At 58.7% G+C, this 24,400-nt stretch carries 25 protein-coding genes; 9 read left to right on the forward strand and 16 right to left on the reverse strand.

Going from position 1 to position 24,400, the window contains the following annotated elements; all coding sequences use genetic code 11:
• Positions 1-15: 15 nt before the first annotated feature.
• The 4 genes from rlmN to ASD46_RS15620 all read right to left on the reverse strand — a co-directional run bounded on the left by rlmN (position 16) and on the right by ASD46_RS15620 (position 2,994).
• Positions 16-1,188, reverse strand: coding sequence for a 23S rRNA (adenine(2503)-C(2))-methyltransferase RlmN (gene rlmN / locus ASD46_RS15605; RefSeq protein ID WP_075807724.1), 1,173 nt, complete (start codon positions 1,186-1,188; stop codon positions 16-18).
• Positions 1,189-1,454: 266 nt separating this feature from the next.
• The gene (locus tag ASD46_RS15610) at positions 1,455-1,958 is read right to left on the reverse strand and encodes an invasion associated locus B family protein (RefSeq protein WP_003516662.1); all 504 of its coding nucleotides are present in this window, start codon (positions 1,956-1,958) and stop codon (positions 1,455-1,457) included.
• A 298-nt stretch (positions 1,959-2,256) separates the two neighbouring features.
• Positions 2,257-2,637: a YkvA family protein gene (locus ASD46_RS15615; protein ID WP_003516660.1), complete on the reverse strand. Its 381-nt coding sequence runs from the start codon at positions 2,635-2,637 to the stop codon at positions 2,257-2,259.
• Positions 2,638-2,688: 51 nt separating this feature from the next.
• Positions 2,689-2,994, reverse strand: a complete 306-nt coding sequence (locus ASD46_RS15620) for a 4a-hydroxytetrahydrobiopterin dehydratase (protein ID WP_025594571.1) — start codon at positions 2,992-2,994, stop codon at positions 2,689-2,691.
• Between the two features lie 80 nt (positions 2,995-3,074).
• Between ASD46_RS15620 and ASD46_RS15625 the strand changes: the two genes are divergently transcribed.
• On the forward strand, positions 3,075-3,554 hold the full coding sequence (locus tag ASD46_RS15625) for a low molecular weight protein-tyrosine-phosphatase (protein WP_035198797.1): 480 nt from the start codon (positions 3,075-3,077) through the stop codon (positions 3,552-3,554).
• Here ASD46_RS15625 and thpR read toward each other — a convergent pair.
• Together thpR and ASD46_RS15635 are read right to left on the reverse strand one after the other, a co-directional pair.
• Positions 3,488-4,081 carry an RNA 2',3'-cyclic phosphodiesterase gene (gene thpR / locus ASD46_RS15630; RefSeq protein WP_003516655.1) on the reverse strand — a complete coding sequence of 198 codons (594 nt, stop codon included), beginning with the start codon at positions 4,079-4,081 and terminating at the stop codon, positions 3,488-3,490. The two genes, ASD46_RS15625 and thpR, sit on opposite strands and share 67 nt — an antisense overlap.
• Positions 4,082-4,149: 68 nt before the next feature.
• Entirely contained in the window at positions 4,150-4,800 is a 651-nt protein-coding gene (locus tag ASD46_RS15635) for an arylesterase (protein WP_025594574.1), read from the reverse strand.
• 90 nt (positions 4,801-4,890) lie between these two features.
• On the opposite strand from ASD46_RS15635, the gene ASD46_RS15640 reads away from it, so the two are divergent.
• From ASD46_RS15640 to ASD46_RS15650, 3 genes are all read left to right on the forward strand, one after another.
• A complete protein-coding gene (locus tag ASD46_RS15640; protein WP_003516652.1) occupies positions 4,891-5,601 on the forward strand; it encodes an ABC transporter ATP-binding protein in 711 nt (236 codons plus the stop codon).
• The gene (locus tag ASD46_RS15645) at positions 5,598-8,159 is read left to right on the forward strand and encodes an ABC transporter permease (RefSeq protein ID WP_025594577.1); all 2,562 of its coding nucleotides are present in this window, start codon (positions 5,598-5,600) and stop codon (positions 8,157-8,159) included. The genes ASD46_RS15640 and ASD46_RS15645 overlap by 4 nt, the downstream gene beginning before the upstream one ends.
• 218 nt (positions 8,160-8,377) lie before the next feature.
• Entirely contained in the window at positions 8,378-9,115 is a 738-nt protein-coding gene (locus tag ASD46_RS15650) for a Bax inhibitor-1 family protein (RefSeq protein ID WP_013636912.1), read from the forward strand.
• Between the two features lie 137 nt (positions 9,116-9,252).
• On the opposite strand, the gene ASD46_RS15655 is transcribed toward ASD46_RS15650, so the two are convergent.
• From ASD46_RS15655 to acnA, 3 genes are all read right to left on the reverse strand, one after another.
• A complete protein-coding gene (locus tag ASD46_RS15655) occupies positions 9,253-9,645 on the reverse strand; it encodes a DUF2794 domain-containing protein (protein WP_003516645.1) in 393 nt (130 codons plus the stop codon).
• A 397-nt stretch (positions 9,646-10,042) separates the two neighbouring features.
• Positions 10,043-10,783, reverse strand: a complete 741-nt coding sequence (locus tag ASD46_RS15660) for a DUF1223 domain-containing protein (protein ID WP_025594580.1) — start codon at positions 10,781-10,783, stop codon at positions 10,043-10,045.
• 195 nt (positions 10,784-10,978) lie between these two features.
• A complete protein-coding gene (acnA, locus tag ASD46_RS15665; RefSeq protein ID WP_003516634.1) occupies positions 10,979-13,672 on the reverse strand; it encodes an aconitate hydratase AcnA in 2,694 nt (897 codons plus the stop codon).
• Positions 13,673-13,944: 272 nt separating this feature from the next.
• Here acnA and ccmA point away from each other — a divergent pair, with 272 nt between their 5' ends.
• The 5 genes from ccmA to ASD46_RS15690 all read left to right on the forward strand — a co-directional run bounded on the left by ccmA (position 13,945) and on the right by ASD46_RS15690 (position 16,905).
• A complete protein-coding gene (ccmA, locus tag ASD46_RS15670; protein ID WP_025594581.1) occupies positions 13,945-14,586 on the forward strand; it encodes a heme ABC exporter ATP-binding protein CcmA in 642 nt (213 codons plus the stop codon).
• A 43-nt stretch (positions 14,587-14,629) separates the two neighbouring features.
• A complete protein-coding gene (gene ccmB, locus ASD46_RS15675) occupies positions 14,630-15,289 on the forward strand; it encodes a heme exporter protein CcmB (RefSeq protein ID WP_003516632.1) in 660 nt (219 codons plus the stop codon).
• A gap of 74 nt (positions 15,290-15,363) precedes the next feature.
• Complete coding sequence (locus tag ASD46_RS15680) at positions 15,364-16,125, forward strand: heme ABC transporter permease (protein ID WP_025594583.1); 762 nt, start codon at positions 15,364-15,366, stop codon at positions 16,123-16,125.
• A 4-nt stretch (positions 16,126-16,129) separates the two neighbouring features.
• The gene (gene ccmD, locus ASD46_RS15685; RefSeq protein WP_013636916.1) at positions 16,130-16,303 is read left to right on the forward strand and encodes a heme exporter protein CcmD; all 174 of its coding nucleotides are present in this window, start codon (positions 16,130-16,132) and stop codon (positions 16,301-16,303) included.
• Positions 16,300-16,905: a DsbE family thiol:disulfide interchange protein gene (locus ASD46_RS15690; protein ID WP_013636917.1), complete on the forward strand. Its 606-nt coding sequence runs from the start codon at positions 16,300-16,302 to the stop codon at positions 16,903-16,905. The genes ccmD and ASD46_RS15690 overlap by 4 nt, the downstream gene beginning before the upstream one ends.
• An 18-nt stretch (positions 16,906-16,923) precedes the next feature.
• Here ASD46_RS15690 and ASD46_RS15695 read toward each other — a convergent pair whose 3' ends face one another.
• The 7 genes from ASD46_RS15695 to ASD46_RS15725 form a co-directional block, all read right to left on the reverse strand.
• A complete protein-coding gene (locus tag ASD46_RS15695) occupies positions 16,924-18,111 on the reverse strand; it encodes a GGDEF domain-containing protein (RefSeq protein WP_025594584.1) in 1,188 nt (395 codons plus the stop codon).
• Positions 18,112-18,232: 121 nt separating this feature from the next.
• Positions 18,233-18,829: a DUF2585 domain-containing protein gene (locus tag ASD46_RS15700; RefSeq protein WP_013636919.1), complete on the reverse strand. Its 597-nt coding sequence runs from the start codon at positions 18,827-18,829 to the stop codon at positions 18,233-18,235.
• Positions 18,826-19,476 (reverse strand): septation protein A, encoded by a 651-nt coding sequence (locus ASD46_RS15705; RefSeq protein ID WP_003516625.1) that lies wholly within the window; start codon positions 19,474-19,476, stop codon positions 18,826-18,828. The genes ASD46_RS15700 and ASD46_RS15705 overlap by 4 nt, the downstream gene beginning before the upstream one ends.
• A 2-nt stretch (positions 19,477-19,478) precedes the next feature.
• Positions 19,479-20,909, reverse strand: a complete 1,431-nt coding sequence (gene ftsY / locus ASD46_RS15710; RefSeq protein ID WP_013636920.1) for a signal recognition particle-docking protein FtsY — start codon at positions 20,907-20,909, stop codon at positions 19,479-19,481.
• Between the two features lie 30 nt (positions 20,910-20,939).
• Positions 20,940-22,214 (reverse strand): tRNA (N(6)-L-threonylcarbamoyladenosine(37)-C(2))-methylthiotransferase MtaB, encoded by a 1,275-nt coding sequence (mtaB, locus tag ASD46_RS15715; RefSeq protein WP_019566026.1) that lies wholly within the window; start codon positions 22,212-22,214, stop codon positions 20,940-20,942.
• On the reverse strand, positions 22,211-23,113 hold the full coding sequence (gene dapF / locus ASD46_RS15720) for a diaminopimelate epimerase (RefSeq protein WP_025594586.1): 903 nt from the start codon (positions 23,111-23,113) through the stop codon (positions 22,211-22,213). The genes mtaB and dapF overlap by 4 nt, the downstream gene beginning before the upstream one ends.
• Positions 23,114-23,234: 121 nt before the next feature.
• Complete coding sequence (locus ASD46_RS15725; RefSeq protein WP_013636923.1) at positions 23,235-24,350, reverse strand: MBL fold metallo-hydrolase; 1,116 nt, start codon at positions 24,348-24,350, stop codon at positions 23,235-23,237.
• Between the last annotated feature and the right edge of the window lie 50 nt (positions 24,351-24,400).

Genomic DNA, 24,400 nt, shown 5'->3' on the forward strand with positions numbered 1-24,400 from the left:
GCGATTGGCGTCGATTCAGTCGTCCGCACCGTGGTTGGCAATCATCATCGCCTCGAAAGCCAGCCTTTCGGTTTTGCGCATGCGCTCGGATTCCGATTTCAGCTGGCCGCAGGCAGCGAGAATATCGCGGCCGCGCGGCGTGCGGATCGGCGAAGCGTAACCCGCCTGATTGATGAAATCCGCGAACTTCTCGATCTGCGCCCATTCGGAGCACTGGTAATTCGTGCCTGGCCACGGATTGAAAGGAATGAGATTGATCTTGGCTGGAACGCCCCTCAGAAGCTGCACCAGCATCTTGGCGTCTTCCAGACTGTCGTTCACATCCTTCAGCATCACATATTCGAAGGTGATGCGGCGGGCGTTGGAGACACCCGGATAATTGCGGCAAGCCTCGATCAGCTCCTTCAGCGGGTACTTCTTGTTGATCGGCACCAGCATGTCGCGCAGATCGTCGCGCACCGCATGCAGTGAAATCGCCAGCATGACGCCGATCTCATCGCCCGTGCGGAAGATTTCCGGCACGACGCCCGAGGTGGACAGGGTCACGCGACGCTTGGAGAGCGACAGGCCGTCACCATCGGTGGCGATCAGAAGTGCGGTCTTCACATGTTCGAAATTGTAGAGCGGTTCGCCCATGCCCATCATCACGATGTTGGAGACCTTGCGGCCTTCACTCGGCACATAGGCGCCGACCGGCGTCGAACCGTCAGGAAAATCGCCGAGCCGGTCGCGGGCGAGCAGAAGCTGGGAGAGAATTTCCTCGGCCGTCAGGTTCCGCACCAGACGCTGCGTGCCGGTGTGACAGAAGGAACACGTCAGCGAACAGCCCACCTGGCTCGAAATGCAAAGCGTGCCGCGTCCTTCTTCGGGAATATAGACCGTCTCGATCTCGACAGGGCGTCCCGCACCGCGCGGCGGAAAACGCATCAGCCATTTGCGGGTGCCGTCGTTGGAAATCTGCTCCTCGACGATTTCCGGGCGGGCAATGGTGAAGGCTGCTTTCAGCTTTTCCCTGAGTTCCTTGGCAACATTGGTCATGTTGTCGAAATCCGAGACGCCGCGCACATACAGCCAGTTCCACAACTGGCTGACACGCATCTTCACCTGCTTCTGCGGCACGCCGATCTCGGCCAGCGCCTCGCCCATTTCCTCACGCGTCATGCCGATCAGCGACGGCTTGCCGGACATGAGATCGCTATTGGCGATCAGGGGAGTTTTGACTGCCAGACCGGCAGGGGCATGCAATACGGACATCACGCTATCCCATCATCCAATGCATCGCACGACCGGCCTTTAGGAAAGGCGGAAAATCGTCTGCATGTCGAGAAAATCAAAGGCGGAGCACTTTTCGCGCATCCGCCTGTCAATGTTGCCGCGCCTTTAGCATCAAACAAGCAAAAACGCAAATGGCCGGTCGATGACCGGCCAATCACAAAGCTGACGAAGCGTCAGGATTACTTGCAGCTTTCGATCTGCTTGAAAGCAGCCGAAATGCCCGAAAGCGAATAGGAATAGGAAGTCGCAGTACCGCGGCCGGACACCGCCTTCACCGTCATCGACTTGCCGCCCTTCATCGCGGCCACGAGAGCGGGTTCTTCGGCAGCATTTTCAACCCAGGCAGCCTTGTCCTTGGTAAACATCACGAAGTTCTTGTTGTCGATCGTGACATTGACCTTGGAGCCCTGCTTCAGCGGGTAACCCACCATGGCCTGCGGCTCGTAGGAAATATTCTGGCCCGGACGCTGCGACACGATGAAGAAGATATCGCCGTGATCGACGCTAGCCGGTTCCTTGGAAGTGGGGATGGAAAGAACGTAGCAGACGGTGCTGTTGCCCGATTTGTACGAATAGGCGCCCCATGCATTGAACTGCTGGATGCGCGTGGGCGACTGTGCAGATGCTACGCCGACGCTGGTCAGCAAAATGGCCACTGCGGTTGCTACACTTCTTACAAACATAGAATTTCCTGCCGGGTTATTGTCTTCCATTGGCCCGAAGCAGCGGCGGGCTCCATGTGTATGGATCGGCCACGTTCAGGTGCGGATCGTCTTTTCTCATTGTGGTCAGGAAGCGGTTACCAAACCGTCAACAACACGTATAAAATGCCGAAAACGTCTTGAAGTGTTACAGATCGGCTACGCCCGCACCCTGAGAAGAAAGGCGTGGCACGCCCTCCCCGTCATGTCTATGACACACAAATTCAGGCAACAATTTGTCACCTGCCCGGCTCCGAGGAGCCTCGTCATCACAGACGTGTTATTCGGCCTCCTGCTGCCGTTTCAGCATGGCATCCGCCGCATCGTAATGCTCCATCTTGATGTGGGCGCGGATCATCGCAAGCGCGGCCGTAATGACCGCGATGTCGTCGGTAAATCCAACGACCGCCAGCATGTCCGGTATGGCATCAAACGGCATGATGAAATAGGCGAGCGCGGCCAGAATGATGCCCTTGGCACGCAGCGGGGTATCCCGGTCGATCGCGCAATAATAGGCTGCTGCCGCATCGCGCGCGAAGGGCACCTTGGTCATCACACGCTTAAGCTTTGGCCAGAATTTGGCGCGCACGACGCGTTCGCGTTCGCCCTGGCTGCCCGTTTCCCCGGGCAAAAGAATTTCACCGATTTTCACATCATCCATGATCGACGGTCCTCCGGTCACGGTTATTATATGGGAGTTAAAGCCCGCCGTTCAATTCCCACGGCCCGTTGCCGCCTTCTGCATGGCCTCCGCGAGCAGGAAATCCCGCTCGGTAACGCCTTGCGAATCGTGGGTGGTGAGGCAGACCCTGACGCGCGAATAGACGTTAGACCATTCTGGATGATGATTGAGCTTTTCTGCCACGAGTGCGGACTCCGCCATGAAACCAAAAGCCTCCGCAAAACTCGCAAATTTGAACGACCGGACGATTGCCGCCCCGTCCTCGCGCAAGGACCAGCCTTCGAGTTTTAAAAGCGCCTGCCGGACCGCTTCCGGTTCAAGTCTGGGATATTTCATGCATCTTGCCTCCGCTTGACATGCGATCCGCTGTTTCGGACAAACATTAACGCCTCAACGACCGGATCGACGCATATTCAATGAAACATACAGCCGTTCTTTTTGTCTGCATGGGCAATATCTGCCGCTCACCGCTTGCCGAAGGCATTTTGACAAACCTTGCCGAAACCGGAGGCCTGTCTCGCCAACTCACTGTCGATTCCGCCGGCACCGGCGGTTGGCACACCGGTACCGCCCCGGATCGCAGATCCATCGCAATCGCCCGCAAGCATGGCATCGATATTTCCCTGCAGCGTGCGCGGCAGGTCAGCCAGGCCGATTTCGAAACCTTCGATCTCATCCTTGCCATGGACGGAGGAAATCTCGCGAAACTGCTCCGAAAGGCGCCCGAAAACCGGAAGCACAAAATCCACCTGTTCCTGGACTACGCTTCGGGACGCCACGAAAACGTGCCCGATCCCTACTTCGGTGGCGACGACGGATTTCTGGCCGTCTACAACATGCTTTTTGCGGGATGCAGCTCGTTGCTCGAGAAGATGGCGCTGGACCGCGCTTCGTGAAGCGGGAACACCTCTTCCACGATGTAGGGTCCGCCACCCACCGATTCCTTGGACGACATCAGCACGAAACGACCGACCGTGAAGGCCGATGTGCGGAAATTGCCGCGTCCGGAAAGATACTGCACCACATCGTCCAGCCGTGAAGAGCGCAACCGCGCCAGCGTCACATGCGGCATGAACTTGCGCGGATCCGGCGGCAGGCCGATCCTCTGACAGATCCTCTCGACCTCCGCCTGAAGCGCATTCATTTCCGGCGAGGGGGAAACCCCCGCCCAGATCGAATGCGGTTTCTTGGAGCCGAAGGAACCCATCCCGTTGAGACTGAGCTGGAATTCCGGCCTGTCGATCCGGTCCAGCCTGTCAACGACCTCATCGGCGGTTCTCCCGTCGATATCGCCGATAAAACGCAGGGTTATGTGATAATTCTCCACATCGATCCACCGGGCTCCCGGCAGACCACCGCGCAACAATGACAGGCTCATAGCCGCATTGCGCGGAATTTCGAGGGCGATAAACAGTCTCGGCATGGCGAGCTCCCCGAATCTCTTGGCAGAACAAGCATAGCGAATCATGCAATGCAGGCGGGCGCAAGTGCTTATTTTTTTTGCGCACCGATTGTCTTGATGAAGCTTTCAACAGCCGGCAAAGATTTCTCCACCATCATCGCCACACCCTGCGTATTGGGATGCATCTTGTCCTCCAGCTTCAACTTATCATCCGTCACCACGCCATCCAGAAAAAACGGATAAAGCGGCAGGTTGTATTTTTCTGCAAGCTGCGGATAGATCGGGTTGAAGCGCTTGGCGTAATCGTCACCCATGTTCGGCGGTGCCATAATGCCGACTAGCAGCACCGCTATGTTGCGTTTCTGAAAGCCGGAAATGATGGCGTCGAGGTTCTTTTCCGTCTGTTCCGGCGCAATACCGCGCAACGCATCATTGGCGCCGAGTTCCAGAATGACCCCGTCCGTGCCATCGGGAACCGACCACTCCGCCCGAGCCAAACCGCCTGAGGACGTATCGCCGGACACACCGGCATTGGTGACGGTAACATTGATGCCCTTGGCCTTTAATGCAGCTTCAAGCTGTGCCGTATAGCCATCGGTGGGGGGTAACTGGTAACCCGCCATGAGACTGTCGCCCAGGCCAACCAGTTGCAATGTCCGCTCCTGCGCCATGGCCGCCGAGGCGGAAAAGGCGGCGGCGAAAATGACGATGAAGTGAAACAGGGCAGCTTTAAATCTCATCACGGCTTTCCTAACTTGGTTTGCATTGTCTGAAATACCGTCCGCATCGACACCGCCAGACTGTTTTCATCATATATAGGAACGAGAATTGTGACGAAAAGCATCATAGAGCTTAAGAAGGCCGACCTCACGCTCGGCAACGCCGCCGCCTCCGTTCACGTTCTCAAGAGCATCGATCTTGCCATTGGCGAAAGCGAGGCGGTGGGGATCGTCGGCCCTTCCGGTTCGGGAAAATCGACCCTTCTGATGGTGCTTGCCGGTCTCGAAAGGCTGGATAGCGGCGAGATCGTCATAGCGGGCACGGAATTGCATAAGCTCGGCGAGGATGCTCTCGCGGATTTCCGCGGCAAGAATATCGGCATCGTTTTCCAGTCTTTCCACCTCATCGCCAATATGACGGCGCTGGAAAACGTAGCCGTTCCGCTAGAACTGGCCAACGTGCCGAACCCCTTCGAGATCGCCAAACGGGAACTCGTAGCTGTCGGTCTCGGCGAACGCCTCAACCATTATCCCGGCCAGCTCTCCGGTGGCGAACAGCAGCGTGTTGCGATCGCCCGCGCGCTTGCACCCTCCCCCGCCGTGTTGATCGCAGACGAACCGACCGGCAATCTGGATGCGGATACGGGCCAGCAGATCGCCGATCTTCTTTTCTCAAAACAGGCCGAACGCGGCATGACGATGATCCTTGTCACCCATGATCCGTCACTGGCCGCCCGTTGCTCGCGACAGATCAAGGTGCGCTCCGGCGAGATAGAGGGTGACAGCGCCACTGCCCATATGGCCCGGGCGGTATCGGCATGATCGGCTCCATTCTCCCGTCTGTTGCCAACATCAAAAACGCATTGAGGCTCGCGCGGCGCGAAATTCGCGGCGGCCTTCGTGGCTTCTATATTTTCCTCGCCTGCATCGCGCTCGGAACCGGCGCCATTGCCGCTGTCAACTCCGTGTCACGCGCCGTCACCAGCGCGATTGCGACGGAAGGCCAATCGATACTGGCTGGCGATGTGCGCTTCGAGCTGCGCAACAGGGAGGCAACCGCAGAGGAACGGGCCTACCTCGATGGCCTCGGCAAAATCGCCGTTTCCACCGGGCTGCGCTCCATGGCGCGCCTTGCCGATGGTTCCGAACAGACGCTGACGGAAGTCAAGGCCGTAGACGGCGCCTATCCGCTTTACGGCGCGTTCGTGGCAGATCCAAACCGCCCTCTGAGCGAGCTTCTGGCTGCGAACGGCGATACCTATGGCGCCGTTGCCGCGCCGCTTCTCCTGGAGCGGCTGGGCATCAAGGTCGGCGACGACATCCTTCTCGGTAATGTGAAGCTGAAACTGACCGGCACGGTTGTCGACGAGCCGGATGCCCTGTCCGACGGCTTCGGTTTTGCCCCAAGGCTGATGGTCAGCCGCGATGCGCTTTTCGCCTCAGGCCTCGTTCAGAACGGAAGTCTGGTCGAACACGCCTACAAGATCATGCTGAACGATCCTGCAGCGCGGGCCACGATGACCGATGCGGCCAACAAGACGTTTCCCGATGCCGGCTGGTCCATCCGCACGAGTGACCGGGCAGCGCCATCGCTTACCGAAAACGTCAACCGCTTCTCGCAATTCCTGACGCTGGTGGGCCTGACCGCCCTCATCGTTGGCGGTGTCGGCGTTGCGAACGCCGTTCGCGCGTTCCTCGATTCCAAGCGCACCACGATCGCCTCACTGAAATGCCTCGGCGCGCCGGCTTCCGTGGTCACCATGACCTATCTCTTCCAGATCGTGTTCATTGCCGCCGTTGGCATCATCATCGGCCTCGCTGTGGGCGCCATCGCCCCGCTGATCGCCATGCGGTTCCTGGAGGGTGTGCTTCCGGTGCCGAAAGAGCTTGCCTTTTATCCAGCAGCACTTGGTCTTGCCGCCCTGTTCGGCATCTTGACGACACTTGCCTTCGCCATCGTGCCACTCGGCCAGGCGCGCGAAGTTCCCGCGACCGCCCTTTTTCGAGAGCAGGGGTTCGAGGAGGGCAGCTGGCCGTCCTGGCCTTATCTCGCAGTGACGGGCTTGTTGTTGGCTGCGCTGGCCATACTTGCCATCTTTTCGGCAGAAGAACGTTTCATCGCCTCGGTTTTCCTTGCCGCCATCGCCTTCGCGTTTGTGGTACTGCGACTGGTGGCGTCAGGCGTCAAGGCCATCGCCAAACGCAGCCCGCGCGTTCATTCCGCCGCCCTTCGCCTGGCGATCGGCAATATTCACCGGCCGGGTGCGCTCACCCCCTCCGTCGTTCTCTCCCTCGGCCTCGGGCTGACGCTGCTGGTGACCCTGACGCTGATCGACGGCAATCTGCGCCGCGAACTGACCGACAGCCTGCCGGAACGAGCGCCGAATTTCTTCTTCGTGGATATTCAGGGCACCGAGTTGCAGGGTTTCCGCGATCTTCTCAGGCAAGAAGCGCCTCAGGGCACGCTGACCGAGGTGCCGATGCTGCGCGGCCGCATTCTGGCTCTTAATGGCCAGGACGTGACGAAGATAGATGTGCTGCCATCCGGCCGCTGGCTGCTGCGCGGTGATCGGGGCATAACCTATTCGCAGGATGCTCCCGAAAACGCCAAGCTGACCGAAGGAACATGGTGGGGACCGGATTATAGCGGCGAGCCGCTGGTCTCTTTTGCGGCGAAAGAGGCGCAGGAACTGGGCCTCAAGATCGGCGACACCGTTACCGTCAACGTGCTCGGCCGCAGCATCACGGCAAAGATCGCCAATCTGCGCAATGTCGAATGGGAATCGCTGTCGATCAATTTCGTCATGGTGTTTTCACCCAATACCTTCCGTGGCGCACCACATGCCTGGCTTGCCACACTCGCCGACCCCTCCGCATCCGCAAGCGAGGAGGGCCAGATATTGCGCGCCGTTACCAACGCCTACCCGACGATAACAAGCGTGCGCGTGAAGGACGCCCTCGATGTGGTCAACCGGCTGGTCGGCCAGCTTGCAACCGCAATTCGCGCCGCAGCGGCCGTTGCGCTCATAGCCTCCGTCCTCGTCCTCGCCGGCGCTCTTGCCGCCGGAAACCGTGCCCGCACCCATGATGCGGTCATCCTGAAAACACTGGGCGGTACACGCAGCCTGCTGATCCGCGCCTTCTCCTATGAATATATGATGCTCGGTCTCGCCACCGCGGTTTTTGCGCTTTTCGCCGGCGGCGTCTCCGCCTGGTTCGTCATTTCCCGCATCATGAAGCTGCCCTCCAGCTTCCTGCCGGATGTGGCGATCGGCACGGTCGTCGTCGCCCTCGTCATGACGGTAGGCATCGGCCTCATGGGCACATGGCGAATTCTCGGGCAGAAGGCCGCTCCGGTTTTGCGGCAGGCGGGTGAATAATCTTCGGTTGTGCACTGCTTAACTTTAACGATTAATTCTTTGTAATGATCGCTGAAACGTGAGCGCTTTTCGCGCATATGGTGTCTTTTCGACTGCGAAAGGCCTTGTATCGGACACGTTCTGCCATCATATTCTTGGGCAGGCTTGCTGAAGCTCCGCAGCGGCGCCCGGGAGGTATCCCGACACCGTAGCAATTACGGAGCTCAAAAGAGGAAACAATGGCTGACTTCAATAACTACCAGAACCGCATGGCCCAGACCCGTGCACAGACTGGTGCGATGATCGATGAAGGTCTTCGTGCCTACATGCTCAAGGTTTACAACCTTATGGCACTGGCTCTGGTCATCACCGGTGTTGCGGCGTTCGCTACCTTCACGCTGGCGACCACCAATCCGGCTTTCGCCCAGTTGCTCTATGCATCGCCGTTGCGCTGGGTTGTGATGCTCGCACCGCTCGGACTGGTGTTCTTTCTTAGCTTCCGTATCCAGAACATGAGCGTTTCTGCCGCCCAGATGACCTTCTGGGTCTATGCGGCACTGATGGGCGTGTCCTTGTCTTCGATCTTCCTGGTCTATACCGGCCAGAGCGTCGTACAGACGTTCTTCGTGACCGCTGCCTCGTTCGGCGCGCTCTCGCTTTACGGTTACACGACGAAGAAAGACCTTTCGGGCATGGGTTCGTTCCTGATCATGGGTCTGTTCGGCCTGATCATCGCGTCCATCGTCAACATCTTCCTCGCCTCTTCCGCGCTGCAGTTCGCGATCTCCGCGATTGGCGTGCTGATCTTCGCTGGCCTCACCGCCTATGACACGCAGAAGATCAAGGAAATGTATTTCGATGGCGACGAAGTTGCCGTGGCTGGCCGCAAGGCGATCATGGGTGCGCTGACGCTCTATCTCGACTTCATCAACCTGTTCATGTTCCTCCTGCAGTTCATGGGCAACCGTGACAAGTAAGGGCAGGAACCCAACTGGCAAACATGCAAAAGGCGGCCATTCGGCCGCCTTTTTATTTACCGAAATTCGAGACTTGATCGCCTCTCCACCCGCGTGTCCGCATGAAGCTGCGGCAGGGTAGCTCGTCCCGTCTCATCTCACTCGATGAGCTTCAGGACCTTGTCGAAAACCTTGAGAACCTGCGGCAGCTCGTGGCCACGTTTGAGAATGCGGCCATCCGTATTCACAACGCAATAGGCCCCCTGTTTCGCCGCCAGCTTGGGGTTCTTCTCGATCCTGTAGAGCGGCATTTCACCCGAGCGTTTAAACACTGAAAATACCGCCTTTTCCCTCAAGTGGTCGATGGCATAGTCGCGCCACTCGCCCTCTCCCACCATGCGGCCATAAATGCGCAGGATCGCATCCAGCTCGCGCCGATGGAATGTAATTGGCAGAGGGTCTTTGTCTTTTTTGTACTCGCGGAGATCGACAACGGTGGAACTGTCGCGTGAAGCGGTCTGAACCTGCTGCACATCCGGTTGATCGGTCATCCAATACCTCCGATTCCACCCAAGTCGTCCGATTAATGTGAGCCGGAGAAGACAAAATTGCAAGTCTCGAACAGCCATTGAACATGAGATCGCAACTTTGGAGGAGGGTTTTACGGTCTTAGGACGGCAGCGAAACCCGGCGTCTGCGACGCAGAAAGACACCTGCCGGTGCCCATAAGGACGCTGCCATAGAAAAAAGCAGGGGTAAAAAAGGTAACCATTTAGGCAGCCATTTTAGCATGGCCTGCCGTATTTCGGTCAAACCATGGCCCGAATTGAATGGAATAGTCCTATTGTCAATTGATGCCTAGGCACCAAGATGACCCGATCCGGTGCATTGACCCTTTACCCCCAGCCCCCAATGCCCGGATCGGATCTTCCATCGCCAGACAGGCGATCAGTGTGTTTCGTTCCCCAGTAAAATACTTGCACCGACGATTGCCGCCGGATCGCCGCTGGCATTTGCCGTTTGCAACAGCACGGCGCAGCCACCCTTTTTCACCTTTGCCACCACGCTTGCCGGAAGCTTCACCGTCATCGGTGAACCATCCCACATGCCAACCGTTTGCACGTCATAGACGCTGTGCCAGTAGGACATTTTCTTCCCCTGATTTTCGCCTTTCTGCACATCAACCGTCTGCTCGCGCGTGAAATAGGCGACCACGACATCGGCCTTGCCGCTACCGGCGCCAATATCGATCTCCACCTCGTCACCGGCAAATTTGGACGCGACCGGCACGTTCAGCCCCTGACCCTCGCGCTTGAAAGCATCCAGCCTGTCGTAAATCCCGCGGACATCCGCACCCTTGACGTGGTCGCGACCGTTCAGGATGGCCTGCGGCGTATAGACACCGTTGCGGCCGAGAGCGCGCATGTAGCCATATTGCCGCTCTGTATTTTCCTTCGATGCCAGGGAATCTGTCCAGCCAAGATAATTCCAGTAGTCGACATGGTAGGAGAGGCCGACCACATCACCCTTCTGGATCATCTTGCGTAACGCTTCGTCCGCCGGCGGGCAGGACGCGCATCCCTGCGATGTAAACAACTCGACAACGCCCTTCACAGCCTCCTGCGCATGCGCGGATGTGACGAGGAACGTGCCGAGAAGACATATCGACAGGGGCAATTTCAGCGGCATTACAAGAACCTTTGTCCGGAGCAGATATCCAGACGAATTGATGCGATCAACCCAACCGGATGCAAACCGGAAAATAGCGTCTATTCCACTTCAATAGAAAGTCACGAAGGGGTGAGTGGCAATCACAAAAAAAGAGATGATGAAACGCAAAGACGCCGGGAAAAATCCCGGCGTCCCTTGTTGGTCTGAGCTTTGTCAGGCAACCAGATCGCGAAGAACCGTCTGCAGAATGCCGCCATTGTTCATGTAGATCACTTCATCCAGCGTATCGATGCGGCATAGAAGTGGAACTTCCTTCACCGAACCGTCGCTGTAGGTGATCTTGGCGATCTTCTTTTCACGCGGCTTGATTTCACCTTCGAGACCATCGATCTCGACGACTTCATCACCCTTGAGATCAAGGCTCGCCCAGGTCGTGCCTTCCTCGAAGACGAAGGGAACGACGCCCATGCCGACGAGATTGGAGCGGTGGATACGCTCGAAGGACTGTGCGATGACTGCCTTGACGCCGAGCAGGTTGGTGCCCTTCGCCGCCCAGTCGCGGGAAGAACCGTTGCCATATTCGACACCGGCGAAGATGACGAGCGGAACGCCCTCCGCCTTGTACTTCATGGCAGCGTCGTAGATCGACATCTCTTCCTTCGACGGATAGTGGATGGTGTAGCCACCTTCCTTGCCGTTCGGGCCGAGCATGTGGTTGCGGATGCGGATATTGGCGAAGGTGCCGCGCATCATGACTTCATGGTTGCCGCGACGCGTACCGTACTGGTTGAAGTCGGCAACGCCCACGCCGTGCTCCGTCAGATAGGCGCCGGCGGGCGAAGCAGCCTTGATCGAACCGGCCGGGGAAATGTGGTCGGTTGTGATCTTGTCGCCGAAGAGACCGAGAACGCGGGCGCCCTTGATGTTCGTAAGGCCCGTACCGGTCTTGCCCATGCCCACGAAGTAAGGTGGGTTCTGAACATAGGTCGACTTGTCGTCCCAGGCATAGGTCTGGCCCGGGGGAACCTGAACGGCCTGCCAGTTCGCGTCACCCTTGAAGACATCAGCGTACTTCGATTCGTAAAGTTCGCGGGTGACGTATTTCAGGATGAATTCCTGGATTTCCTGCGAGGTCGGCCAGATATCCTTGAGATAGACCGGATTGCCGTTCTGGTCGTCGCCGATCGGCTCCTTCGTCAGGTCCTTCTGGACCGTGCCGGCAAGCGCGTAAGCCACGACGAGCGGCGGCGAGGCGAGATAGTTCGCCTGAACATCAGGCGAGATACGGCCTTCGAAGTTGCGGTTGCCGGAAAGAACGCCGGCCGTGATCAGGCCCTTGTCGTTGATCGTCTTGGAGATCGGTGCGGGCAGCGGGCCGGAGTTGCCGATGCAGGTGGTGCAGCCGAAACCAACGAGGTTGAAGCCAATCGCATCGAGATCCTTCTGCAGACCCGACTTGTCGAGATATTCGGCAACGACCTGCGACCCCGGCGCCAGCGAGGTCTTTACCCACGGCTGGGACTTCAGACCCTTGGCAACCGCATTGCGGGCGAGAAGGCCGGCAGCGATGAGAACGGAAGGGTTGGACGTGTTGGTGCAGGAGGTGATGGCGGCAATTGCCACATCGCCATGGCCGAGATCGAACTCCTCACCTTCAACCGCATAGCGGCTGTGGAGCTGACCGGGCTTCTTGTAGTCGTTCTCGAGAGCCGTTGCGAAATTCGGTGCAATGGTTTCGAGCGGCAGACGGCCTTCCGGACGCTTCGGACCGGCCATGGATGGCACGACGTCGCCGAGGTCGAGTTCAAGGGTGTCGGTGAAGACGAGGTCGGAACCGTCGCCGGTCCGCCACATGTCCTGTGCCTTCGAATAGGCTTCGACAAGCGCGATACGGTCCTTGGTGCGACCGGACATGGTCAGATAGTTGATGGTCTCGCCATCAACCGGGAAGAAGCCGCAGGTAGCGCCATATTCCGGACCCATATTGCCGATGGTGGCACGGTCGGCCAGCGTCATCGAATCGAGGCCAGGGCCGAAGAATTCGACGAATTTGGAAACCACGCCCTTCTTGCGCAGCATCTGCACGACGGTCAGCACGAGGTCGGTCGCAGTCACGCCTTCCTTCACCTTGCCGGTCAGCTTGAAGCCGATGACCTCAGGCAGGAGCATGGAGACAGGCTGGCCGAGCATCGCTGCTTCAGCCTCGATACCGCCAACGCCCCAGCCGAGAACGCCAAGACCGTTGATCATGGTGGTGTGGCTGTCGGTGCCGACGCAGGTATCCGGGTAAGCGATCGTTTCGCCGTCCTCTTCCTTGGTCCAGACGGTCTGGCCGAGATATTCGAGGTTTACCTGGTGACAGATGCCGGTACCGGGCGGAACCACGCGGAAGTTCTTGAATGCCTGCTGGCCCCACTTCAGGAAGCGGTAACGCTCGCCATTGCGCTCATATTCAAGCTCGACGTTTCGGGCAAACGCCGTCGGCGTGCCGAATTCGTCAACGATAACAGAGTGGTCGATCACGAGGTCGACGGGAACGAGCGGATTGATCTTTTCCGGGTCGCCACCGAGCGACACCATAGCATCGCGCATAGCGGCGAGATCGACCACAGCCGGAACGCCGGTGAAGTCCTGCATGAGAACGCGGGCGGGACGATAAGCGATTTCGTTTTCGGTCAGGCCCTTATTGTTCAGCCACTCTGCAACGGCCAGAATATGCTCCTTGGTGACGGACTGGCCGTCCTCGAAACGAAGCAGGTTTTCCAGAAGAACTTTCATGGAATAGGGGAGCTTGGAAACGCCCTTCAGGCCGTTTGCCTCAGCCTTGGGAAGGCTGAAATAGACGTAGTCCTTACCATCAACGGTAAGGACGGAACGACAATGAAAACTGTCGAGTGATTTGGGCATGGATAAAAAACCCCGCTTACTCTGATAGCCAACACGTGCGTGCGGACACCTATGCACTCATGCACATCAGGATGCGGGTACGACCATTTCCGCTGTCCGCACGTGAAAATTGCTCCTCGCAATCGTCAAGTCCGGCGCAAGATGATGTTCACGCCGGCCGCTGGCGTGGTTGACACCCATATAGATAATTTCTCAGAAACGTGCCAGACCATTCAGGAAATCAAATCGATTTTTTTATGCGAGACGATGAAAATCTTATACGGAAACGCAGCATGGATTTGACGGCGGAAAATCTTGGCGTGCGGCGCGGCGAAGATTTCATATTCATGAACATTTCCTTCAAGTTAAGTGACGGCGAAGCGCTGGTGCTGACCGGCCGCAACGGCTCGGGAAAATCCACGCTTCTGCGCACTGTGGCCGGCCTGCTGCGCCCCGACCAGGGCTGGGTAAAGATAGCCGGCAAAGGAATAGAAACGGACATGCGCCCATCGGAGGCCTGCCATTATCTCGGCCATCGCAACGCAATGAAAACGGAACTGACGGTTTCGGAGAATCTGTGGTTCTGGAAAGACTTTCTCGGTGACTTCGCCAGCGGCGCCGGTGTCGATATCGATGAGGCGGCAGACATCGTCGGCCTTGCGGGCATCGCCCACCTGCCCTTCGGTTACCTGTCCGCGGGTCAGCAGCGACGTTTTGCCATGGCAAAGCTTTTGGTCGCGTGGCGGCCGGTGTGGATTCTCGACGAGCCGACAGCGGCGCTCGACAAAGCAGCGGACGGCATGTTTACGGATCTGGTCAAGAGCCACCTGAGGAGAGGCGGCATCGTCATGGCTGCGACCCATCAGCCGCTTGGGCTCGACAATGCGCGGGAATTGCAGATGACGGGATTTGCAGGTGTGGAGGCTTGGGCATGATGGGTGCGTGTGCGGGGTATGCCCGCCTACCGAGGCGCCTCCAATGACCGCCCTCTTCCTCCGCGACCTGAAACTCTCCATCCGCGCCGGCGGTGGCGCGCTGATCGGCGTCTTGTTCTTCATGACCGTTGTCGCCGTCATCCCCTTCGGTGTCGGGCCTGATCTCAATCTGCTTGCACGCATTGGCCCGGCCATCGTCTGGATCGGCGCGCTGCTCTCCACCCTCCTCGGCCTCGACAGGCTGTTTCAGGCAGAGCGGGATGACGGCTCGCTAGACCTCATACTCATGCAGGAAAACCCGCTTGTGCTGACCGTGCTCGTCAAATGCCTGGCACATTGGGTGGGAACGGGTCTGCCACTGGTCATCGCCTCGCCGCTCATCGGCCTGTTCATGAATATGGACGAAGTGGCGATCGGCGCGGTGATGCTTACACTCCTTGTCGGATCGCCCGCCATTACCTTCATCGGCGCGGTGGGTGCCGCTGTCGCCGTTGCCTTGCCGCGCGGCGGCCTTCTGGTCTCCATCCTTGTGCTGCCATTGGCCATTCCGGTACTGATCTTCGGCGTCAGCGCGTCCTATGCGGCGGTGCAGGATCCGGCACCCTTTCTGCCGCCCTTCCTCATTCTCTGCGCGATCACGTTATTTTCAGCCGTGACCGGTCCTTTCTTTGCCGCTTTGGCATTGCGCAATGTTATGGATTGATGAAACGGCAATTGCCGATCTACGATTGACGGCGATCAATTGCGGGGCAGCCATTCTCGGGTTACACAAACGGCATGAACCAGCAGACTTTCACCATCACCAAATTCAGTGATCTCGCCAATCCCACGCGGTTTCTGGCGCTCTCGGCACGCATTCTGCCCTGGCTTGCGGTCCTGACGGCACTGGTGCTGGCCGCCGGTCTCTATCTGTCTTTCACGACAGATGGCGACTACCAGCAGGGTTATACCGTGCGCATCATGTATGTGCATGTCCCCTCCGCCTGGCTTTCGATGATGTGTTATACCGTCATGGCGGTCTCAGCGATCGGCACGCTCGTCTGGCGTCATCCGGTTGCGGATGTCAGCCACAAAGCGGCCGCACCCATAGGCGCTGCCTTCACGCTGATTGCGCTTGTTACCGGCTCGCTCTGGGGTAAACCCATGTGGGGAACCTGGTGGGTATGGGACGCGCGGCTGACGTCCGTCTTCGTGCTTTTTCTGATGTATCTTGGCCTGATAGCGCTCAACCGCGCCATGGACGACCCTTCCAGAGCCGCCCGTGTCAGCGCCGTGCTGATCCTCGTTGGTTTTGTGAATATTCCCATCATCAAGTTTTCAGTTGAATGGTGGAACACGCTTCACCAGCCGGCAAGCGTCATCCGCATGGGCGGCTCGGCAATCGATTCGGAGTTTCTCTGGCCGCTTCTGACCATGGCGATTGGCTTTACGCTACTGTTCTTCACGTTGCACATCGCCGCAATGCGTAATGAAATCTGGCGCCGGCGCGTGGCAGCCCAACGGCGGCTTGCCGCCCGCATGGCAAACCGGGAGGCATGAGAACATGACACACGCCTTTTATATCGGCATGTCCTATGCGGCGACGGGCCTTGTCGTCCTCTGTCTCATCGCCTGGGTCATCCTGGATGGTCAGGCGCGCAAACGGGAACTGAAAGAACTGGAAGCATCCGGCGTGCGCCGCAGGGCAAAAGCCGGTTCTGCGGGTGAAACCCGATGACACAGGCCAGCCAGGACCAGAACACCAAAGCCAAAAGCACGGGGCGCACGCGATATGCCCTGGCGCTTCTGCCGCTTCTGCTTTTCGGCGGTTTTGCCATTATCGCCGGCAAGATGCTCTACGATCAGGACGTCAACGGGCTGGATATCAGCGCCATTCCGTCGGCGCTCATCGGAACCAAGGCGCCCGCACTGTCGCTGCCGCCGCTGGAAGGCTCAAACCTGCCGGCCCTCAACGATGCCGCCGTCAAGGGTAAGCTGACGCTGGTCAACGTCTTCGCCTCCTGGTGCATTCCGTGCCGTCAGGAGCATCCCATCCTTCAGGAATTGGCGAAAGACAAACGCATCACCGTCGTCGGCATCAACTATAAGGACAAACCGGACAACGCGCTTCGTTTTCTCGGCGAACTCGGCAATCCCTTTGCCGCGATAGGCGTAGACCCGAACGGCAAGGCCGCGATCGACTGGGGTGTCTATGGTATCCCTGAAAGCTATCTGGTCGGCGCCGACGGCACGATCCTCTACAAAAAGGTCGGCCCCTTCGATGCCCGCAGCGTCGAGCGGGATTTATTGCCGGCAATCACCGCTGCGGCCGGAAAGTAGCCCGCGCGCCGAACGATACTATACCTTGGAAATCACCCTTAGCGACGGCCCTTCGGCTGTCGCCTGCAAACCCATTCCTTCAAGCACGACCTGATTGCGGCCACCACGCTTTGCCGCATACAGGCTGTCGTCAGCGCGTTTGATCGCATCGTGAATTGAATGATCTCCCCTCGCGACAGCTGAAACGCCGAAGCTTGCCGTGACCTTGGTGGCCACGCCACGGCTACGCCAATCCAGCGACAGAAGGTTCAAACGCATGGCATTGGCGAGGTGACCGGCCGCGGCGGCGGTGTGGCCGGGCAGGAAAACCACGAATTCCTCGCCACCGAAACGCGCCACCAGAGCGTCGCTACGCGCGCTTTTCCTCAGAAGGTCTGAAAGGCCGATGAGAACGATATCACCGGCGGCGTGGCCATAGTCATCGTTGATACGCTTAAAATGATCTATGTCGCACGCAATTACTGCGCCTATTGGTGTCCCGCTGCGAAAATCGGGAACGCGCCGGTCGAACCCACGGCGGTTCAGCACATCCGTCAGCGGATCGTGCTCAGCCGCTTGCAGGTGCCGGTCGACAGTCACGGAAATCTGGCTCGCGAGTACGGATAGCGCAAGCAGAAAGCCGAATATGCTCGCGGCAAGCTGCATGTAGAAAGCATAATCGGATTCGAAGAATTCACTGAGTTCGATCATCGAACCGTTCGGCGTCATCACCAGCAACATGCCGATGCGCACCAGCGTTTCGAGCACCACGAGTGACGCAATCGCCACCATCAGCCTATCTGCAAGCGCCAGGGGCCGCTTCCGCACGATCCAGACCGGGATGGCGAGCAGCAGGGCGCAGACAAGATCACCGATGACCAGCTCACGTTTCAGATCCGGTGTGACGAAGACATGGAACGAGACCAGCAAAACCGCCGCAGCCACGATCGACAGTCGCGCCGTTGTATAAAGTGACCGTCCGAAATGGGTGAGCAGCGCATGGCCGTAGAGAAAAAAGGCAGAGAAAAACAACAGGTTCGAGACGATCGCCTGTACTTCGAAGGGCAAGCCGCCAAGCACCAGAGGTGCGGCAAAACCAAACGCCGCCGAAAGATATCCGAAACCCCAATATCGCGCCGAAGCGTGGCCGGTCCTCTGCAGGAACAGGAATACCACACCGAATGTCAGCATGATGAAGGGGAGAAGATAGGCGAAATTATCTTGCACAGTGTTCTGCCGGACGAAAAGACGAGCCTTTGAGCCCGGACACTACCGCAATGCCCTTAAGAAAACTTGCATATAAGGCAGGGTTTTCGTGCCTTTCCGACGCACGTACGGGCAGATATCTTCACATTGGCGGGAGCGCGTTCTGCCATTGCTTGATCGCTTCGACGGGCCAGACAAGCATCACTACGTTCAGCGTCAGATTATCGCGGATCAGCCAGCCGGTGAAGATTTCAAAGAAGATGGCGATCACAACCGTCAGCCACACCGGCACGCGGGCGGCGAAGAGGAAACCCAGCGCCATGAAAACGGTGTCCATCGCGGAGTTCAGGATGCTGTCGCCGGTGTAACCCAGCGCCATGGTCGCCGTGCGGTAACGATCGATGATGAGCGGCGAGTTTTCGAGAATTTCCCACGCTGCCTCTATCAAAACCGCAAAAGAAAGCCGCATGGAAAGGGGTTTCTTGCGAAACAGCAGCCAGGCGAGCCCGTAAAACAGGAAGCCGTGGATAATGTGTGAGGGCGTGTACCAGTCGGCAAGATGCTGGGAATTGCCCGGCGTGTTCACACCGGGTTCGAACAGCTTCACATAACCGCATTCGCAAATGGGAATGCGGCCCATGGCATAGAGGATGACGATCTGCAGGAGAAGAAGTCCGGCGGCGACACCGAACCATTTGAACGAGCGCGGACGGGAAGCCGGCACCTCTGCAACTGTCATTTTTCGTCCTTGTTCAGCGGTTCGAGCGAATGACGCATGACGAGCGGCATTTGCGCCATGGTGAAGATGATCGTGATCGGCATCGTGCCCCACACCTTGAACGCAACCCATGCGTCGGTTGAGAACATGCGCCAGACCACCTCGTTCAGCACGGCGAGAAAGAGGAAGAACACGCCCCAGCGCAGCGTCAGCTTGCGCCAGCCCTCATCGTTCAGCCTGAAGGCCGAATTGAAGACATAGCCAAGCAGCGATTGGCCGAAAAACAGGCCTCCCAGCAGAATGACGCCGAAGAGCGCATTGACGATGGTTGGCTTCATCTTGATGAAGGTATCGTTCTGCAGCCACAGCGTCAGCGCACCGAACACGAGAACCACGATGCCTGATATCAGCGGCATGATCGGCAGCTTGCGCGTCAGCATCCATGAGACGGAAAGCGCAATTGCGGTTGCGATCATGAACAGGCCGGTGGCGATGAAGATCGGCCCGCCGAACTCCGTCAGTACCGGAAAAGTGGAGGCCAGCCATTCGCCGCGGGAATTGGCGAAAAAGAACACCATAAGCGGGCCAAGCTCGAGCACGAATTTCAGGAGCGGGCTGATTTCCGCCACCATCTTTTCGCTTTCCTTGGAATTGCTTTCAATATCCATACTCAAACTCCCGCAATGGCCTTGGCGAAATCTTCCGCCTCGAAGGGCTCCAGATCGTCCACGCCTTCACCCACACCAATGAAATACACCGGCAGCTTGTGTTTGGCGGCAATGGCCACGAGGATACCGCCCCGCGCCGTGCCATCCAATTTTGTCATAATCAGGCCCGAAACACCCGCAACATTGCGGAATATCTCCACCTGGTTCAAGGCGTTCTGCCCGGTCGTGGCGTCCAGTGTCTGAAGCACGGTATGCGGCGCATCGGGATCGAGCTTGCCGAGCACGCGCACGATCTTTTCCAGCTCCGCCATCAGCTCCGTCTTGTTCTGCAAACGGCCGGCAGTATCAATGATGAGCACATCGCTTTTTTGCGCACGCGCCTGCTCATAGGCGTCGTAAGCGAGACCCGAGGCATCCGCACCGAGCTTGGTGCCAATGAATTGCGAGCCGGTACGATCCGCCCAGATCTTGAGCTGCTCGATTGCCGCCGCACGGAACGTATCGCCGGCCGCGAGCATGACCTTGAGGCCAGAGCCCGAGAGCTTGGAGGCGAGCTTGCCGATGGTCGTGGTTTTGCCGGTGCCGTTCACGCCGACGACGAGAATGACATGCGGCTTGTGTGAAAGATCGAGTTCCAGCGGCTTGGCGACAGGTTTCAGGACCTTGGTGATCTCACCCGCCATGATGCGCGCCACATCCTCGCCACTGACATCCTTGCCGTAACGTTCCGAAGACAAGGCGCCCGTGATGCGCATGGCGGTCTCGACACCGAGATCCGACTGGATGAGAAGGTCTTCCAGTTCGTCGAGCGTATCCTCATCCAGCTTGCGCTTGGTGAACAGCGCCGAAATCTGGGTGGTAAGTTGCGAGGAGGTGCGCGCAAGCCCGGCCCGCAGGCGCTGGAACCAGCTGAGCTTCGGCTGCGGCGCTTCGGCGACAGGCTCTTCGCGCTCGCTTGCCGCTGCAAAACCTTTCGGCAAGATAGGCGAAACGGCAGGGGGCTCGACGGCACCGGCAGCCTCCGCCTCATCGAGCAGCGCATCCATCGCATCTGCATCGAGCACGGCATCGGCAGCTTCGGGCAAAACCTCGGCCTGTTCTTCGGCAGCGGCTTCGGCCTGCAACAGCGACAGCGGAACAACGCCGATGTCTCCGGCCTGCTCGGCACCGGGCAGAAGCGGCGCGTCCTCTTCCTCCTGGTCATCGGAAAGGGCCGCATCAGCATCCGGAGCAGGCCCACCGGCCGTCTCAATCTCCAGTTCGGAAACCGGGTCTTTCTCGACAATGGGATGTGCTTCGGCTTCGCTCAGCGCCTCATCGAAAGAGACATTTTCTCTGGCGCGTTCAAGCGCGGAATCCTCTTGCGGCTTGCCGTCAGTCCCGGCCTTGTCCTTGCCGAAAGAAAAGACTTTTTTGATGAAGCCGAGGGCCATGGTCGTTCCCGTGTCTTTTCCTGTGCCGCTTCAGGCCGCGTCCGCTGCGAGAAGCTTCATGTTCAGATGTTTGCCGTTGTGGCCGGTAATCTCAACCTGCGCAAGAGTGCGCGGGAGAAGATCGGGCGCCGCCACCAGCGTGAAATTGTCGGTATGCGCAAAACCGGTGTTTTCAACGAGGATCGTTTGCGTCGAACCAACCATATTTTGCAGATGCACGAGCCTGAGTGCCTCGCCACGTTCGCGAAGCCTCGCCGCCCGCTCCTTCACCAGCGCACGGTCGAGCTGCGGCATACGCGCCGCCGGCGTGCCGGCACGCGGGCTGTAGGGAAATACGTGCAGGCTGGAAATGCCGCATTCTTCCGCAAGCGTCGCGGCGTTTTCGAACATCTCTTCGTTCTCGGTCGGAAAACCGGCGATCATATCAGCACCGAATGCGATATCCGGCCGGAGCGACCGCACCTCGTGACAGAAACGGATGGCATCGGCCCGCAAATGACGGCGTTTCATGCGTTTCAGGATCATGTCGTCGCCATGCTGGAGGGACAGGTGAAGATGCGGCATGAAACGCGCCTCACCTGCAATCAGATCCATCAGATGGTGGTCAGCCTCGATGCTGTCGATCGAGGATAGCCGAAGTCTCAAGATTTCCGGCACCTGCTTCAGCAATGTTTTGGCAAGAAGCCCTAGCGAAGGTTCGCCCGGCAGGTCGGCACCGTAGCTGGTAGCATCCACTCCGGTCAGCACGATTTCGCAATAACCGCTTTCCACCAGCCTGCGCGCCTGCTCCACCACAGCGCCCATCGGCACGGAGCGGGAATTGCCCCGCCCATAGGGAATGATGCAGAAGGTACAGCGATGATCGCAGCCGTTCTGCACCTGAATGAAGGCACGGACATGCCCGTCAATGTGCTTGACCATCTGCGGCGCCGTCGCCTTGATGCTCATGATGTCGTTGACGCGCAGCTTTTCTTCCGCCGAAACGCCGAAATCCGGCAGTGCGCGATAGGAGGCGCTTTTCAGCTTTTCCTCATTGCCCAGCACCGCATCCACTTCGGGCATCTCGGCAAAGGTCTGTTTTTCAGTCTGGGCAGCACAGCCGGTCACGATGATGCGCGCATGCGGATTGTCGCGCCTTGCCCGACGGATGGCCTGGCGCGCCTGGCGCACCGCCTCGCCCGTCACCGCGCAGGTATTGACCAAGACGGCATTGTTGAGCCCGGCCTTTTCGGCCTCCGCCCGCATCACTTCCGATTCATAGGTATTGAGACGGCAGCCGAAGGTTATGACCTCGACGCCGCTCATATGGCCCCCTGCTCAGCCACGGCATCGCGCGAAAAGGCGCCGCTGATGGGATCGACCATGCCGGACCATTCCCATTCGGCCGGCCCCGTCATGATGACGTGGTTGTCCTCGCGCCACTCAATTGTCAGCGGCACACGCACAGGGCTGGAGGCGACATCGATGGTGACCTTCCTGCCCGTGCGGCCGGTGCGCGCAGCGGAAACGGCAGCGGCACATGCGGCAGAACCGCAGGCGAGCGTCAGCCCGGCGCCGCGCTCCCAGGTGCGGGTGCGAAGCGCACTGTCGGAAATAACCTGTGCCAGGGTGATATTGGCCTTTTCAGGGAACATCGGGTGGTTTTCCAGAAGCGGACCAAAGCGTTCCAGATCGAACTCCATCGGATCGCGATCCACCCAAAAAATGGCGTGCGGGTTTCCCATGGACATGACGGCGGGCGAATGCAGGATTGGCGCGTCGATCGGCCCGATCTGCAACTCGATGCGGCTCGTATCGTGGAACTCTTCAGAAAGCGGAATGTCGCTCCAGCGAAAACGCGGCAGGCCCATATCAACGGAAATCATGCCGTCTTCATGCTCGACGGCGTTCAGGATGCCCGCCACCGTCTGGAAGGTGAAGGTGGTCTTGCCGGTTTCAGAGGACAGCGCCTGCACCACGCAGCGCGTGCCGTTGCCGCAGGCCTGCGCCTTCGTGCCGTCGCAATTGAGGATATCGATGAATGCATCGGTGCCGCCGACACGCGGATCGTGGATTGCCATGATCTGATCGAACTGCGTGGCGGGATCGGCATTGAGCGCAATGGCCGCCGCAGGCGTCACCATATCCCTGCGGCCGCGCATGTCGACAACGAGGATCTTGTTGCCAAGCCCGTTCATCTTCGCAAATTCGACCGTATCCGCCATCGTACTGAACCTGAAAACTACCTGAAACCGGAATAAAGACGGGCTTTGCCCGCACTTTCGCTCTATATGGCGGAAAGGACGGCAAATTACCAGACTGTTGCGGCGCAAACCGCTGAGCCGCTCAGGCGGAAGGTACGTCGAAGACTTCGCCGGGCCGCATGGGCTGGAAGCGGCTCTCGTCTATCCCCTGCTCAGCAAGCGCTGCCTTCAGCGCGACAAGAGGAGCTTCGACCGCTTCATCGGTCAGTTGCACAGTGCCCCAATGATGGCCGCAGACATGTGCCGCACCGCAGATCTTCATGCCTTCCACGGCTTCCGCAGGGTTCTGGTGCTGGCCCTTCATGAACCAGCGCGGCTCATAGGCGCCGAAAGGCAGGTTGGCGAGACGGAACTCACCGTGTTTCTTGCGCGCGGCGTGATAATTGAGGCCGTCGTGGAAGCCGGTGTCGCCGATATGATAAATCTTGCCATAAGGCGTTTCGATGACGAAGGCCGCCCACAGCGCCATGCGCCGGTCGTTCAGCCCACGCGCCGACCAATGGTGGCACGGCTCGAAATGAATTTTGACCGAACCAATCTCAAGGACATCGCCCCAGTCCCCCACCTTGATGCGCGCTGCCTCGACGCCGGTGCGGATGATAGCGTCATTGCCAAGCGGCGTGATGAAAAGCGGCTTGTGCGCGACATGCAGGCGCTTCAGCGTTTCCATATCCAGATGGTCGTAGTGATTATGCGTCACCAGCACCAGATCGATCGGCGGCAAATCCTCAAAACGGATGCCCGGCGGGTTGACGCGTTTGGGACCGGCGAAGCTGAACGGGCTGGTACGCTGCGACCACACCGGATCGATGAGAATATTCAGCCCTGCCGTCTGGATGAGAAAGGAGGCGTGACCGACGAAGGTGACGCGAATGTCCTTGCCGTCGATGCGGGGCTCCGGCTTTGCGAACGGAAACGGGCTGGGATAGTTTTCCGGCCACGTGGCGCGCTCACCGTTGAAGCGCCATTTCAGGAGGCCCATGAAATTGCCGGGCGGCGAACCGCCGGGATTGAAGAAACGCACCCCGTCGAAATGATCGGAGACCGGCCCACTATAATAGGCGCTGGCGTTAGAGCGGCGCGCAAACAGGCCGCCGCCCGCAAGAGCAAGCAGACCAAGTGCGGAAAAACGAAAGAAGTTTCGACGTTTCATGGGAAAGGTATAAGAAGCCAGGCGACGCCGTTCAAGCACCGCCATCGCAGCTTTCGTCTGATCACGTAAAGATGACAAGGCATGCTTTGCCGCAT

It is taken from the genome of Rhizobium sp. Root491 (assembly GCF_001427205.1).
Lineage (GTDB): Bacteria > Pseudomonadota > Alphaproteobacteria > Rhizobiales > Rhizobiaceae > Agrobacterium > Agrobacterium tumefaciens.